The sequence below is a fragment of the Paenibacillus sp. FSL R5-0636 genome, assembly GCF_037974255.1.
Taxonomy (GTDB): domain Bacteria; phylum Bacillota; class Bacilli; order Paenibacillales; family Paenibacillaceae; genus Paenibacillus_AQ; species Paenibacillus_AQ odorifer.
The window spans coordinates 5,857,017-5,872,428 of record NZ_CP150232.1 but is presented as its reverse complement, the minus strand read 5'-3'; the positions used below and the strand labels follow the sequence as shown (position 1 = coordinate 5,872,428).

13 protein-coding genes are annotated in these 15,412 nt (G+C 46.6%); 4 read left to right on the top strand and 9 right to left on the bottom strand.

Annotation, left to right across the window (positions count from 1 at the left end; genetic code table 11):
* Positions 1-5 precede the first annotated feature (5 nt).
* Positions 6-728 (top strand): glycosyltransferase, encoded by a 723-nt coding sequence (locus MKX34_RS26905; protein WP_036679696.1) that lies wholly within the window; start codon positions 6-8, stop codon positions 726-728.
* Positions 725-1,762, top strand: a complete 1,038-nt coding sequence (locus tag MKX34_RS26900; protein WP_076272757.1) for a glycosyltransferase family 4 protein — start codon at positions 725-727, stop codon at positions 1,760-1,762. The genes MKX34_RS26905 and MKX34_RS26900 overlap by 4 nt, the downstream gene beginning before the upstream one ends.
* A gap of 76 nt (positions 1,763-1,838) precedes the next feature.
* Here the strand turns inward: MKX34_RS26900 and MKX34_RS26895 are convergent, their stop codons facing one another.
* Positions 1,839-2,906, bottom strand: a complete 1,068-nt coding sequence (locus MKX34_RS26895) for a glycosyltransferase family 4 protein (protein ID WP_036679693.1) — start codon at positions 2,904-2,906, stop codon at positions 1,839-1,841.
* 201 nt (positions 2,907-3,107) lie between these two features.
* Between MKX34_RS26895 and MKX34_RS26890 the strand changes: the two genes are divergently transcribed.
* Positions 3,108-4,130 (top strand): YhcN/YlaJ family sporulation lipoprotein, encoded by a 1,023-nt coding sequence (locus tag MKX34_RS26890; protein ID WP_076272758.1) that lies wholly within the window; start codon positions 3,108-3,110, stop codon positions 4,128-4,130.
* A 78-nt stretch (positions 4,131-4,208) separates the two neighbouring features.
* Here the strand turns inward: MKX34_RS26890 and nagA are convergent, their stop codons facing one another.
* The 8 genes from nagA to MKX34_RS26850 form a co-directional block, all read right to left on the bottom strand.
* A complete protein-coding gene (nagA, locus tag MKX34_RS26885) occupies positions 4,209-5,396 on the bottom strand; it encodes an N-acetylglucosamine-6-phosphate deacetylase (protein ID WP_036679691.1) in 1,188 nt (395 codons plus the stop codon).
* A complete protein-coding gene (gene nagB, locus MKX34_RS26880; RefSeq protein ID WP_036679689.1) occupies positions 5,384-6,112 on the bottom strand; it encodes a glucosamine-6-phosphate deaminase in 729 nt (242 codons plus the stop codon). Before nagB ends, nagA begins: the two co-directional genes overlap by 13 nt.
* Positions 6,112-6,990, bottom strand: a complete 879-nt coding sequence (locus tag MKX34_RS26875; RefSeq protein WP_036679688.1) for a MurR/RpiR family transcriptional regulator — start codon at positions 6,988-6,990, stop codon at positions 6,112-6,114. The genes nagB and MKX34_RS26875 overlap by 1 nt, the downstream gene beginning before the upstream one ends.
* Positions 6,991-7,218: 228 nt before the next feature.
* The gene (locus MKX34_RS26870; protein ID WP_036679686.1) at positions 7,219-8,199 is read right to left on the bottom strand and encodes a LacI family DNA-binding transcriptional regulator; all 981 of its coding nucleotides are present in this window, start codon (positions 8,197-8,199) and stop codon (positions 7,219-7,221) included.
* Positions 8,200-8,396: 197 nt separating this feature from the next.
* Positions 8,397-10,001 (bottom strand): FTR1 family protein, encoded by a 1,605-nt coding sequence (locus tag MKX34_RS26865; protein WP_249267721.1) that lies wholly within the window; start codon positions 9,999-10,001, stop codon positions 8,397-8,399.
* 238 nt (positions 10,002-10,239) lie between these two features.
* A complete protein-coding gene (gene efeB, locus MKX34_RS26860; protein ID WP_036679684.1) occupies positions 10,240-11,577 on the bottom strand; it encodes an iron uptake transporter deferrochelatase/peroxidase subunit in 1,338 nt (445 codons plus the stop codon).
* A 5-nt stretch (positions 11,578-11,582) separates the two neighbouring features.
* On the bottom strand, positions 11,583-12,470 hold the full coding sequence (gene efeO, locus MKX34_RS26855) for an iron uptake system protein EfeO (RefSeq protein ID WP_036679682.1): 888 nt from the start codon (positions 12,468-12,470) through the stop codon (positions 11,583-11,585).
* A gap of 795 nt (positions 12,471-13,265) precedes the next feature.
* Positions 13,266-13,433 carry a hypothetical protein gene (locus MKX34_RS26850; RefSeq protein WP_169744806.1) on the bottom strand — a complete coding sequence of 56 codons (168 nt, stop codon included), beginning with the start codon at positions 13,431-13,433 and terminating at the stop codon, positions 13,266-13,268.
* Between the two features lie 343 nt (positions 13,434-13,776).
* Here MKX34_RS26850 and MKX34_RS26845 point away from each other — a divergent pair, with 343 nt between their 5' ends.
* Entirely contained in the window at positions 13,777-14,907 is a 1,131-nt protein-coding gene (locus MKX34_RS26845; protein WP_076297085.1) for a site-specific integrase, read from the top strand.
* Positions 14,908-15,412 lie beyond the last annotated feature (505 nt).

Genomic DNA, 15,412 nt, shown 5'->3' with positions numbered 1-15,412 from the left:
CGCGTATGAGTGAAGAACCTAAAGTATCGGTGATCATCCCATTTTATAACTGTTCGTATGTGGATCTCGCCATCCAAAGTGTCTTGAATCAAAGCTATCCGAATATAGAACTCATTGTAGTCGACGACGGTTCTACCCTATGGCTGGAGAAGTTGACTCCCTTCCGTGACAGGATCATTTATATACAAAAGGATAATGGCGGGACGGCCTCTGCTTTGAACAAAGGGATAGAAGTGGCTACCGGAACGTATTTTGCCTGGCTCAGTGCAGATGATCAATTTCACCCGGATAAAATCAAAAACCAAATAGAAAAGCTCAAAAGTACGGGCACTTTGTTTAACTATACAGCCTATTATTATATAAATGAGCAGGGAGAACGGATCTCAGATACGGTAAGTATGCTTTTTAGCAGCAGGGCCCATTTTATTGAGACTATGATGTTGGGTTGTCCGGTGAATGGGAGTACAGTTCTTCTTCATATGGATATATTTCGTGCTGTAGGAACGTTCGATGAAATGTTGTTATATACTCAAGATTATGATTTATGGCTGCGTATTTTACCGCATTTTAGCTGGTCTTATATTGAGCATCCGCAGCTTGATTATCGAGTGCATCAAGAGATGGGCTCAGTGATTCATAGTGAGGCGCAGAAAAGAGAGATAGAACTGGTACAAGCAAAACATCACGGGGTTCTATCGCATCTGCTGCTAAAGGAGAGAGGGGAATGAAATTAATATTTCCTGTTCTAACTCTATCTAGGGGCGGAGCACAACGGATGCTGGCAGAACTGGCTAATCGTCTGTCAGAGATCGGTCATGAAATTACGATCCTCTTGCCCAGCGATGGTGTCGTTGAATACGAGATAAATTGTGAATTGCGTTATGCGGCAGATGATGATTTGTCGGCCAGCGATTTTCCAGTGGGGGACGTGATTGTCTCCAACTTTTATACCACAGTCGAGGTATCGCAGCAGGCAAGTAATGAGGGGAAAGGGATTCATATTCGCTTAGCACTTTGCTACGAGCCCACTTTTTTACCTGACAATAGCCGTTCTTTTGCATCTTATAGTTTAACCAGCAATCTGCTCGTACTTTCCCGCTGGCAGCAAGAAATCGTCCAGATGAATCATGGCATTAAGGGGACAATCGTGCCCATTGGTGTGAATCCTGTTTTTAGAAACCTGAACATTCGTGAACCTGAAAATAAGCTTGTAGTTTCCGCGGTTATGCGAAAGCCGGAGGGAGGATTCTCAGGTCATCGTGAACAAGATTATTTGCTTGAACAGTTAAATCGGGTCAGAAGACTTCATCCAGAAGTTGAACTTTATTTGATTATTCCTCCTGGTGAATTTGCTGAGTCGACTACACTGCAAACTTTATTAATGGATGAAAGATATCATATAAGGACTCCTGCAAATGATACTGAACTTTGTTACCATTATAGTGAGAGTGATATTTTTGTAAGCTCAAGTACGTATGATACGGGATCGCTACCAGGCATCGAGGCTATGCGTTGTGGAGCAGCACTCGTTACTGTTTACTCCGGTGGGAATATGGAATATGGCAGGCATGGCCACAACTGCTTAATGTCCTACCGGTTTGAGAATCGGCTCGCGGATGATATCTTAACCTTAATTAAAGACCCGGATTTACGCCAGCGGCTGGCTCGTAAGGGGGAGCAGGATTCACAGCATTTCACTTGGGAAAAAAGCACACAATTGTTTCAGAATGCACTGTTTGAGATCGTAGCGAGGAACTCTTAGTAATATGTCCTTAAAATATAAAAAACCTTCAGTACCACTTGAGAAGTGGCTTGAAGGTTTTTTTGCTTGATTTCGGTTAGAAGATGGCATATGAATTCATCATTTCACGAAAAGACTGCGCATACTTCTCGGTTCCGAAGCGTGAGACCATATATCCTCTTCCTTGCTGACGGAGACCCTCTCGCAGAGGAATATTGTTCATAAGCTCCAGTCCTTCGTTGACGGCAGTTGGAATATTGCCAAGCGGGTAAAATTTACCCGTGACATTATGAACAATAAAGGATCTGACACCATCGGAATCTGTACTAAGTACTGGACAAGTGCAGCAAATCGCTTCGGCAACAGCATATCCAAATCCTTCTGTAATGGAGGTGGCTAACAGGAATCCACCAGAATTGGCTATCGAGGAATAATAAATCGGCATTACATGATTAGGAATATTGGTAAAAGTACTTAGACGATCATTCAGCCCTAAGGCGTGTAGCTCCTCCTGAAAGGATTGTTTTTGATCCTCTGCGGCTAAATTAGGATCATGGAACATCCACAAATGAAGATCTGGTTTATAAAGGCGAATTTCATGGGCGATTCTCAAGTATTCCCGCCAATTTTTATTGCTCTCTAGCCGGCCTACCCAAGCGATAACCGGATTAGCCGGAGGTTCAGCAGGGATATGCTGAAAGGACTGGACATCAACAATATTCGGAATTACATAACGATGCAGCCAGGGACAGATTTCAATAAACAGCTCCAACAAATGATCGGTTGGCGGGATTAGTACCGCATTACAATAAGAACGTAAATAAGGGACAGCATCTCTGATCAGAGTTTCCGCATGACTGCGTTTTCCAAGGCCTTGAGATTCGTATATCATAATACCGCGGTAACCGAGTTCACGCAGACGTTTCAGTAATAAATAATCTGATGTAACAATAATAGCATCGTAATTATGGGTATCCAGCAAATTTTTAATTTCTTCATCTGAAGATGAGACAAATACCGGAAAATTGGTCGTATTCTGGCCTGAACCCGGCATTAGATATAAAACATGGCATTCGATCCCACTTCGCTGGAGACTTTCACATCGCAGCTTATTTAATGTCTCCACCCCGCCACTCGGTACATAAAACGTAAATAGAACTTTCATGCACAAGCCTCCTGACTTTTGCGGAGCAATACCGACTTGTTGAGATATGGCTTACTGTTTATAAGATACGCCGATCTGCACTCGCGGGTGACGGTCAAAGTGGCATAGTTCCAAATCCTTTCAGGATAGCTTGTTCTTCAGAAGGTCATCCTAACGATCGTACACTGCACACATACAACATTAGAGATGGAGGATGAATTCATGTTGCGATCCAAGATCAGTATGTCAGTCTCAGCTGCATTGCTTCTCGGCTTGGTGAGTATTACAGGGTGTGGAACCAATACGGCAGAAAAATCTAATGTGCAAACCAATAGTGTCCGGGGAGTAGATGATGGGCGTATTGGTGTAAATTCCGTACGCGGTGGCACGCATAACATCACTAAGATGGAAGTTAGTCAGGAGCTTGCAGACCGGATTGCTGCTATGCCTGAAGTCCGTTCAGCGAATGTAATGCTTGCAGGTAAAAGCGCGTATGTAGCAGTAACTTTAAATGATGCAACTGCTGGCTTGCGTGCCAAAGGGACTCCATCGTATCGGGCAAAATCTTCAACCACTCCTCACAATTATGGACCGACTGGCGTAATGTCTGGTACAGGAAGAGTGAAAATTGGCCGTGATGGAATGAATGATACTGGAGCCGTAACAAATGGTATGAACGGAGCCTTAAGAGGTACTGTAAATACAGTTCCTGGTACAACAAGTACTGGACCAGCAACCAGAAATGGAATCAATGGTATGGGTAATTTGGGAGCGGGTATGTTGGGTACAGGTACAGGTACTATGGGAACAGGTACGACAAGAAACCATACTTATAATAATGGTCCTCTGCTGAACAGCGATGGCTCGAAACATGATGTAGATATGGGGATGGGAAAAGGTATGGGAACTGGAATGGGCATGCGCAGTACCACTCCTAGTACCCATGACACGAATTACAGAAGTAATTCGACGCATATGTACAACACCAATAGCACGAATAACTCAAATAACACCATAAATACAAGAGAAACAGAAACAGTTACCAAAGCAATTAAAGATAAAATTGCTGCAGAAGTTAAAAAACATGATGCGAGAATTAAGGATGTATACGTATCAGCAAATCCTGACTTCGTGGAACGCGCTAATGTTTATGCTGAAGAGGCTCGTGCTGGTCATCCGATAAAAGGATTTGTGGATGAATTCCGTACCATGGTTGAACGAATTTTTCCAACACGTAATTATTAATGATTTTTGTGATCTAAATAAAAAAGCAACAATCTCACCATCTGGAGAGAATTGTTGCTTTTTTGTTTGGAGCTAATTTTATGAAGTGGTGATTGGACGTCCGCCGATCCATACGCCGCAAATATTAAATTCAGCATCAAGGCGCAGGATATCGCCGCGTTTTCCAGCCTCCAAGGAACCAATGCTACGCTCCATTCCAATGGACGCCGCTGGCGTAAGGCTTGCAGCACGGGAGGCTTCTTCCAAGCTGAGTCCTACCTCTTGGATCAGATAACGGAAGCCGCGAATCATCGTTAGTGTGCTTCCAGCTAGAGCAGCAGGATTATCTTTAAGGGTGGCGATGCCATCTTGAACGAGTACAGGTAAATCACCAATTGTATATTCACCATCACTAAGTCCAGTTGCAGACATGGCGTCAGTAATCAGTAATAAATTGTTCTCTTTCTTGAGACGGGTCAATATAGAAATGGCTGCGGGATGAACATGAATCCCGTCGGCTATAATCTCTGCGCGAATGCGTTTATCGAACAAAATAGCTCCAGCCGCTCCAGGTTTACGGTGATGTAGGGGTGTCATCGCATTGAACATATGCACAGCTTGGTTAAGTCCAGCATCTGCTGCGGCAATAACCTCTTCAAAGGAAGCATCCGTATGCCCGAGCGCTGCAGTTATACCGTGCTTGCGCAGCCAGAGAATAGCTTCGAGGGCACCTTCACGTTCCGGAGCAAGCGTGACTTGCCGGATCATTCCTGGATAATCGTTCTCCCATTGTGCTAGCCACTCAATATTGGCAGGAACAATATGCTCTGGATTTTGTGCGCCGGACCATTTCGGGCTGATGAAGGGTCCTTCCAGATGCATGCCTGCAATTTGTGTGTAAGGCATTTCAGCAGCACGATAAGCGCTGACTTCGGAGAATACTTGGTCAATAGCAGACTTGGAAGCGGTCATGGTTGTAGCCAGCATTGTTGTTGTTCCTTGGGAACTATGGAACTTAGTGATGGCATTCAGCGATTCAGTATCACTGTACATAAAGTCGTGGCCAGCTCCACCATGAACATGTACATCTACAAATCCGGGGATCAGAAGATCCGTTGCTTGACCACTGGCAGGCCAATGAGCGTAACGCTCTGGGAGCCAAGCCGCATCGCCAGCATAGTGGATCTGCTCTCCAGATACGGCAATCACACCATGCTCAATTAAACCTTGGGGAGTCAGTACCTTACCGAACAGCAACTGTTCTAGTTCTTTATTTATTTCAGCCATTTGCCTGCTCCTTCATCTACGAGAACGATTACATTTGGATGGCTCTGCAGCAAGGATGCAGGGCATTGGGTTGTAATCGGGCCTTCAACAGCATTGCGGATGGCTTCAGCTTTGCCGGCACCACGAACTAATAAGAGAATTTGGCGTGCTTTTAGGATGCCTCCAATGCCCATTGTGATCGCTTGCCGAGGTACCTCGTCCAAACTGTCGAAGAATCTGGCATTCGCTTCCCGGGTATCATCAAGCAGGTCAACGACATGGGTTTTGCTGCTGAGGTTAGCATCGGGTTCGTTGAATCCAATGTGGCCGTTGCTGCCAATACCGAGAATCTGCAAGTCAACGGGTCCGTTTTCTTCCAGCATTTTATCGTATGCAAGGCATTCTGCTTCCATATCCGCTGCGTTTCCGTTAGGGATATGTGTCTGTCCTGGATCAATATCTATATGGTTAAATAATTGCTCGTTCATGAAACTGCGATAGCTCTGTGGATGGTCGACAGGCAAGCCAATATACTCATCCAGATTAAAGGAAGTTGCTTTAGAGAAACTCACAAGTCCTTTTTGGTGCATTTCAACCAATTTGGCATAAACACCAACTGGGGAGCTTCCGGTCGCAAGACCGAGCACGGCTTTAGGATTGCTTTGCAGTAGGCTGGCGATAAGATTCGCACCCGTTTGTACGAAATCTTCATCACTATGGAACTTTAGAATATTCATTAGGATTGTCCTCCTCGTTTGTTTCGGTATTGTTGGACATTGAGATAAGATTGCTCCAGTCTAGGAATAAAATCCCCAAAACGGGTGCTGACCATTCCAGTGAACAAAATATCAATGATGTGAAGCTGAGCTATGCGTGAGGCCATGTCTCCCCGGCGCATACCTTTCTCCAAAGATGAGGAGAATAGGGGGATATCCGCCAGAGTAGCCAAGGTGCTGCTGCCATAAGAGGTTAGTGCGATAGTGCTTGCTCCGCTAGCCTTCGCACACATCAAGGCATCAATGGTCTCGGGAGTCTCTCCCGAATAGGATACTGCGAACACGACATCACCTTCGGAGAGTGATGAAGCAGAGGTAATCTGCATATGGGAATCAGCAAAAGCAGTGCAATTTACGCCTATGCGGATCAGCTTCTGATAGAAATCCTGAGCAACAATGGAAGAGGTCGCCATCCCGTATAGATCAACGCGGCGTGCTTGGCACAATAAATTAACTGCTGCCTGCAGTCGCTCCAGATCTAACAGGGAAGTAGTGTCCCTGATGGAGGTCAGATGGTTCGTCTGCATCGCTTCCACAATCACGGAGAGTGGGTTGCCTGCTACAATATCTTGATAAGAAGAGCCACCATCCTGCGGCGCGGCATCACTATGAGCAATTTCTGCTGCCAGCTTCACCTTGAAGTCGGGGAAGCCTTTAAAATGAAGCACCTTACAGAAACGTGTGATCGTTGCCGGGCTTATTCCGCATTGTTCTGCTAATTCTGTAATGCCCATATGAACGATTTCGCCTGGTGAGGAGAGAATTCGTTCAGCCAGCTTTCGTTCCATTTGAGAGAGCTTGGCCTTCTCATGCTCGAGTGCATGCAGTATTGGGGACATCCATTCATCCACCTCGTTTCAATGGGGTATTGAAATTATTTTTATAATTATTAACTAAATGTAGAAAATTATTTTCATACTTAGGATAAAACAAATTCCATTCGGAAGCAAGGGATAAAAATGAATACTTGAGGGGAATATGCAAAAATAAAAAACGGCCTACTCGCAGAAGGCTGCAAAGTGGACCGTTAAATGATGTAATTACGGAGATATAAGATAAAAGGGATGCTATACTGTATTGCGTTCTATAATACGGTACTCAAGCTTGCGGTGAACGGGTTGTCCATCATTTCGCTGGATCTGATCATAGATAATCCGAAAAGCGGATATGCCCATTTCAGTTAACTGATTATCTACAGTGGTCAGACCTAACGTTCGGCCGATAGGCTGATCATCAAATCCGATGACGGCCAGATCCTCAGGAATGCGGATACCCTTTTTCCAAGCTTCGATGATTAAACCGGCCGCTATATGATCGCCTGCTGAAATAATCAGGGCATCAGGACGATTCTTCATCTGCAGCAGTTGGTGTAGTACGCGGGCACCGTCCTCTTCGGTCACACAGTTATAGATCATCCATTCATCAATGTAAGGCTGATCTGTAGCCGCCAGAAAGTCTCTAAAGGCAATTTGTCGGATAGAGCTGCTGCTGCCGTATGGTCTTCCTTCACAGTAGCCAATATGGCGGTAACCTTTATCATTCAAATATTGAAGGCCGCTGCGAAAAGCAGAATAATGCTCAATATATACAGAAGAAAATTGGCGTTCTCCTCTATCCTGACATACCACAATAGGGCCATAAGCTGTATATTCTTCAATAGCTTCTGAGCTCATTGTTGAAGAGACCATAACCACACCGTCAATTTCTTTATTGCGCAGCATCTCAAGCACCTTAATTTCTTCTTCAGTACGATAATCGGTTTGGCACAGAACGAGCCGGTATTGAGCCAGCAGTGCTTCTTGAGCCAAGCCTGCTATAATGACTGAGAAATAAAATAAGTTGGTATACGGAATAATAACAGCTATAGCTTGAGTCCGCCCAGTGATCAGATGCACAGCGTTCATATTACGCGTGTAGTTTAATTTTTCAATTGTAGTTAGAACTGCGGTTCGTTTGACTTCACTTACATAAGGGTGATTATTGAGCACCCGCGAGACTGTTGTCACGGAAACACCAGCCATACGGGCAATTTCTTTAATATTAGCCATTAGAGTACAACAGCCTCCCTTTGGTGCTTGTGTATAATCATTTTATTTTATCATATTGTCCGCAAATAACCTCCCAAATAAAAAGCTTGCTATGGAATCCATTTCATAAATTAGACTGTAAATGCAAGAGATTACCGGACTAAACCGGCGTAACCACAAGGGCGTGACGGACCGGTAGATCTATTGTATTAATAAAACTAAGCTGTTCGTGAAGCTTTTGGCGATCTGTTCCGAAGCAGCTCCCACACAATAAACAGCAGGACAAGCAGCTGTGGAAGCAAGGTTTCCCAAGTTGGATACATGCCAAGCCAGTTAATTGAAGGCAAGCCCTCTTGTACATGCGCAGGAAGTTTGCCAGCGACCTGAAGCGAGTGAATGCTCTCCCCAAGAAAGCGGAATACTAGGTAATAAATAAGAATTGTAGCTGTACGGAAGAAGGCGGCAATCGGCAATTTTGCACTCAAGGCAATCATTGCATAGCCTACAATACCAAGAATAATCAGAGCACATCCAATCCCAAGCAGTAATTGAGACAGCTTGATGGATGGAGCCATGCCCACATAAAAAATAGTAGTCTCTGCACCTTCACGTAAAATCGCAAGCGCTGCAACGGAGGACAGTGACCAAAGGTTTCCTTTGGCCAGCGCGCCATCAACTTGCCTACCCACGTAGTTGTTCCAGTTCGCAGTGTTTGATTTGCTATGCAACCAGCGTCCGATGGTGAGCATCATAACTACCGCGACAAGACCAGTAATCCCTTCAATCATCTCCCGCGCTCCCCCGGAAGCTGCCCGAGAAATGGTATAAGTGAGCACAACAGCCAATCCGATACTTGCAGTGAGGCCGACAGCTGCACCGGACCAGATCCATTTTTGCGCTTTGGCGTTGCCATCACGTTTCAGGTAAGCAAGAAGAGCTGACAAGACGAGAATAGCCTCAAGTCCTTCGCGCAACAGAATCAAAGCGGCATCCCAAGCATTATAAGTGGTCTCACCAGCCAAAGGCGTTAGTTCACTAAGCATATTGTCCATGATGGTTAAAGCTTGATCCAGTTTAGGTGGATTTGAGAGCAGGTAACCTGTGACAGCCGCACTCTCGTTTTCGATATTGTTGTAGACTGTTGGTGAGGCGATCTGGACTTGCCCTTCGGCAGAAGGCCAGGCTACGATGAATTGCTCCATGATGTTAGCGGCCTCTGTGCTGTTATTGTCTTTGGCAGCGGAGGATGCTTTGTTCAGGTAGTTGATTAATCCCTCTATAGAAGCTGGTTCACTGGAAGTGTCCCCAGCGTCAATGGTTTTGCCTTCACTGTAATCAGCCAGCAGCTGATATAGTGCTTCTGCTTCCGATTTCGCCGACGCCTCACGGAGCGGTTCAGCCTGCAGCGCAATCCGCAGCAGGCTTATTCGCGTCTCCAGCAGGCTGTAGACGGCGGAATCGTCCGCCCGGATGTTGCGCTCCGCCGGCTTCCATCCGCTGACGATGTCGCGGTACGCTGCCGCTGCCGCGCTCCAGTCGGCGCTGCGCGCCGCATCCCGCGTGCGTTCCGCCGCGGGCAAAAGCTTCGCCGCCGTCTCGCGTCCGGCGGCTCCAGTGTCACCGCCGACCGTGCCGGAGGCGGCGGTGACGTACGCGTCCACGCTTCTCGCGAGCGTGGACAGTGCGGTTTTGGCGGGCTCGCCGCCGCCCGCCGCAAGGGCTTTCGCCGCGTCTGCAAGCGCGGCGTCAACGGCAGCAGCCGGACCGGCGAGTGCCGGGTCCGGCGTGCCTGTGTTCGCGGTGCGCCACAGCGCAGCGAACACTTCTACATCGGCGGCGGCCGCGTCCCAGCGGCTCTGGCCGGCTTCGACGAGCGCGCTGCCGACCGGCGGCAGGAGCTCGTCGACCGTGCCATCGCCCTCCGCCCCCGCGGGGCTGGAGAGCAAAAGCATACACAAAAAGCCAAAAAGAATCAGCAAGGCAACCTTTGGCATTTGCCGTTTAGGATGCGTAAGAGATAACATCGGGATAATCCCCCTTCAATAATGGACAGCCATAAATTTAGCTTAGTAGTGTTTCCCCGATAAAGCCGCCACTGCGGATACCCGGGAAGCAGGCAAATACCGCGCTGCCGGTGTGAGTCATATATTCGTTCAGGAGATCAGTCTTAGAGAGGCGCTGCTGAATGGCAACGAATTGTTTCATTAAATCACGTTGAAAGCTTATGAATAACAAACCTGCATCAAGCTGGCCCGTGGTGACATCCAAACCGCTGGAAAAAGAGTAGGAGCGGCGCAGCATTTTGACTGTACCGTCACCATGCGCCAATGCGGAGTGTGAATTCGCCGGAATGACAGGTTTCCCGAAAGCGTCCGCCGCTGAAAGATCCAACTCATCGAATTCATCCTTAGCTCCGAGTGGAGCTCCGGTGTGACGATAACGCCCGAAGGTAGCCTCCTGATCACTTAGCGAAGACCGATCCCAGACTTCAATACGCAGACGCACCCGGCGTACCGCCATATAAGTGCCGCCGCTCATCCAAGAAGGACCGTCACTGCTGCTGTTCCAGACCACTTTGTTCATTTCAGCGTTATCAGTTGTATCGGGATTGCCCGTGCCGTCTTTGAAACCCAAAAGATTGCGTGGCGTAGCCCCCTTGGGATCCGCTGCTCCAGTGCGTTGAAAACCTTCCTGTGTCCAGCGTAGTACAGCAGTCCCCCGGGCAATACGAGCCAGATTGCGGATCGCATGAAATGCAACCTGCAGATCATCGGCACAGGCTTGCACACAAATATCCCCGCCACACCATTTCGGATCAAGATTGTCACCCGCAAATGCCGGAAGATCGGCCAATAGGGCTGGGCGTTTCGAAGCTAAGCCGAATCTTTCATCAAAAAAGGAAGGGCCAACACCAAAGGTCAGCGTACACCGTGCAGGGTTTAGCCCGTCCGCTTCCCCGGTGTCTGAGGGCGGAAGATTGGGATTGTCATTTACGTCACCAATAAGCTCGCCAGTAGTAAGAGCGGCAGCGGCAGTGGTCCATGCTTGCATTAGTTTTTTCACATCGGCCAGTTTGGTTGTGGTGAAATCAAAGGCAGCAAAATAAATAAAGTTTTGTGCAGGTGTCAAAATTCCCGCCTGATGGCTCCCATAAAAAGGAATGGAACTGGAATCACCTTCTGCGGCTTTCGTTGGCTCAGCTACAGCATTACGCGCAGCTATAATTCCACCGACACCTCCGCCCCCTAACAAAAGACCAAGGCCAGTGGCGCCAGTAAGCCGCAGCATATCGCGGCGGCTTAATTTTTTACCAAATATAGGCTGATTCTTCGATTGATCATTAAGAGGGGGACTTTCAGGATTACCTGGTACTCCAGTGAACTTGTTATGTTTATTCATGAGGGTCACACTCCTAGAATAGTTCCCATGTTGGACAATGGCTCAGCCAAGGCGTCCAAATTCTGACTCAGTTTACGTACTTCATCTTCTTTCAGCTCTTCATAGGAAACATATCCATCTCCGGATTTGAAAGGGGCAAGCTCAGCTTGCAAGGCAGCGAATCGTTCACCAATGGTTTTTTCAAGATCGGCATCCTTTTTAGCTAGTTCTGGTTTTAACAGCTCGTATATCTTTTGCGCGCCCTCAACGTTTGCGACGAAATCATACAGGTCTGTGTGCGAGTAACGTTCTTCCTCTCCGGTTACTTTGGAGGAGGAGACTTCATTTAAAAGCTCAACAGCACCAGTTACGAGCAGATTCGCGTCGATCTCAACGGTCTCAACTTTCGCACGTAACAGCTGTGCATCCTTCAACAATTGGTCAGCAACTTCTGTCATATCTTTAGTTGTATTGTCCTGCCAGAGTGCTTTCTCAAGCTTGTGGAAACCGCGCCACTCTGCCGCATCTACATCATTTTCCCGGGCATCGATATTTGGGTCCAAGTCGCCAAGTGCTTCTGCAATAGGCTCAATCCGTTCATAATACATGCGGGCAGGAGCATAGAGCGCCTTAGCCTCATCAATCTTGTCCTCTTTTACAGCGTTGGTGAAACTCTCTGTTTGCTTAACAAATTCATCACATTGCTGGATGACGTATGTGCGATATTGATCTATAGCTGACGTGAAGTCAGCGGCGGCAGTCTCCGGTGTGTTGGTAGCCGCAGCAGTCGTCGGTGTGTTGGTGGCTGTAGTGCTGTTGGTAGCAGTATTTGTAGAATTGTTGTTATTGGCACATCCGGTAAATAGTATGGAGGCTGCAAGCAGACCTGCAGGCACCGCATAAGTAAATTTCATTAAAAAAACACCCCTTTTTTATATCTAAATGATAATCGTTATCAATTATGCTGGACTTATCATAAGTCCGTATACAATTACTGTCAATATAAAAATGTGATGTATCTCATTGTAATAATTGCCCGACAAAAAACTCCCAGGGTTGGGAGTATGGTTTGTGGTAATGTATCCGATTACAATTGAAAAAGCAGAATAGTAACCGCCCCAGCGAACAAGCGAACGTACACAGTACTATGTAATCGGCCCAACTATTCTCTTCGCATATTCAGCAACAACGAACTCAGCTCTAGCCCCAGCGAACCTTTGCGCGTACGCAGCAGTAAAGGCCCCAGCGAACCTTTATGCGTAGTCAGCAGTAACCGACAAGTTGATCTTTGGGCATACGCAGTAACTAAAGGACTCAGATGACACTAAATGCAGCATTATTCGATATTTGAGTCGCTATCGGACCGCATAGTCACTATTGACTTGAAAAGTACCGAATATGGGCCTGTTTCTAAGGAATAGCGTCACTGGAGTCCGAAACTTCGCTCAAAAGGCGATAAATTTGCAAATAACGCCATCTGGGTCCGAAAGCCTCAGTAGGGGCTGATGAATACACTATTGGAGCGGGCAGCCGACGGTCCACAACATAAAGCAGCGATTCCCATTAATGGCGAATCGCTGCTCTATATTGTTTACGATGTTTAAATGAAGCGAACCGTCTCATTTATAGTTAATTAAGCTGTTAATGCGACAGTCCCATTCTTTGAAGGTTTGATCTGCTTAAGAATAAGATCAAAGGTCATCTGCTTTTTATCGTTCATTATGGGATTCATGATCGGCAGAGGGTTGGTTTTCGAACACTTCTGCAGCTTCCTCTGCAGAAAATTCAGGTTCGAATTTACCTACGAGTGGTAATTTGTTTAATTTCGTAGTTTGTACTTCTGCTTTGGTGGGTTGATTGTTTTTTGAATGGCTCATACATACACCTCCTTTAATAAGGAACAACAAACCGTAGTTTGCCCTGAAAAAAGATGTTCTTATTCATGAAAATTTCAGGCTTTTGCATTTGAATGAACTAAGCCCATTTTATAATTGTTACAGCACCATTAACATCAACAATACATAATATGTTTTGACTGTATCCCTTTACCTTGTTATACCAAACAAACCCAGGGCAAGGAGGGGTGACACCATTGAAGGGTATTGGCTAAATCCTACGATCCCTTTATATATAAGGGGGAAACTGAAAATTTATTTGCTAAAATGATAATTTGGTGTTAATTTGGTGTTAATCAACTAAACTCATAAATGAGGTGGATTAATGTCAGTTCACAAGAACAAAGACGCTAAGAAGAATAAGTGGTACTACGTGTTTTATACAGGAGAGAAAGTGAACGGGGTCCGGGTACGGGCGAAGGCGGGGGGGTTTAAAACGCAGAAGGAGGCCATCGCTGCTGAAGCCGAAAGGAGAGACGCCCTGAACAAAGGGACGTACTTTGAGCCGGCAAAGACGCTATTCAAGGACTATATTGCAGACTGGCTGAAGAATAGGAGAAGTATATCGCAAGAAACAGTTGAACTCTACGAGAATAACCTGCGGCTCTACATAAACCCGGTGCTAGGGGATATCCCTCTATCAAAACTGAATGCCCAGCATGTAGAGGACTTCCTGACATCAATGGATGATAAAGGGCTGGGGGAGTGGTCCATAAAACGAGCATTTTCTATTCTTAACGCGGCGCTTAATTCAGCGGTGACGAAAGACCTCATACTGAAAAATCCAGCATCTAAGGTAGAGAAGCCGAAAGTGACCCGCAAGAGTATGGCGGTATGGGAGCCTGATTTCACATTCGAGTTTTTAGAGAAAACCAAAGGGGAAAGCAGATACTGGATCGCTATATATTTGGCGATCATGACCGGTATGCGGCAGGGCGAGATACTGGGGCTGCGGTGGTCAGATATCGACTTCGACAACAAGACTCTCCATATCCAGCAGACCGTAACGAAGCGCAGACGGATCAAGGATGGGGCGAAGACTCCGAGCAGCATTAGATCTGTGGCGTTATCTACAGACACGGTAGATAAGCTGAAAGAACATCGCAAGCACATATTAGAAGACCGCTTGATTGCCGGACAGAGCTATCTTAACCACGACCTAGTGGTTTGTACGGCAGTTGGCGGTCCTGCGACAACAAGGAGCGTGTATAGGGCCTGGGAAAGGTTCCTCAAGAAGTATGAAGCCCCACACATCACTTTCCATGACCTGCGGCATACACATGTTGCCATGATGATCAAACAAGGCGTTCATATGAAAGTAATCTCAGAACGGCTCGGGCACTCTTCTATATCTGTAACAATGGACATCTATGGGCACCTGCTACCAAACATGCAATCAGATGCCGCCGAGCTCATGGATAAACTGAATACAAGATTAGACGGAACCAACAAGTAACAACAGATACTCCCGGATACAGAGGAATAATAGAAGTAAATACAAAGGATCAACGATGAGCATTAGGTTTTTGATATGTTATTCTTATAGCATAGGAAAACAAAGAGAACAGTACCCGACACAAACATCTGTCAGCTGAGGCGGTTAGCCAAAGGACAGCATACACGGGCTGACTGTTCTTTTTGCTTTCTTAGATGTGGTGGCGGAATAGGTAGACGCTTAGACATAAGGCAGATACGACTCGGTGAGCCCCGGCACAACTGACAGGCGTGGAGAGAGAACGCCGAGCTCCCACTGAAGGAAGTAGAACCGGAACAAGGCCAGGGGAACCATTTGGGGAAGTCAGGGACGCTGCTACCCGTTGCGGGAAATGCTGCTATGCAAGGTGCAAATCCTTGCTCACATCATTAACGACATATCCTATCACGCCGTCTGAGGGCGCGTACCACGCGTTTTAGGTAGTGACGGGACAAATACACTCCATGTAGTACAGGCTGTACGAGAG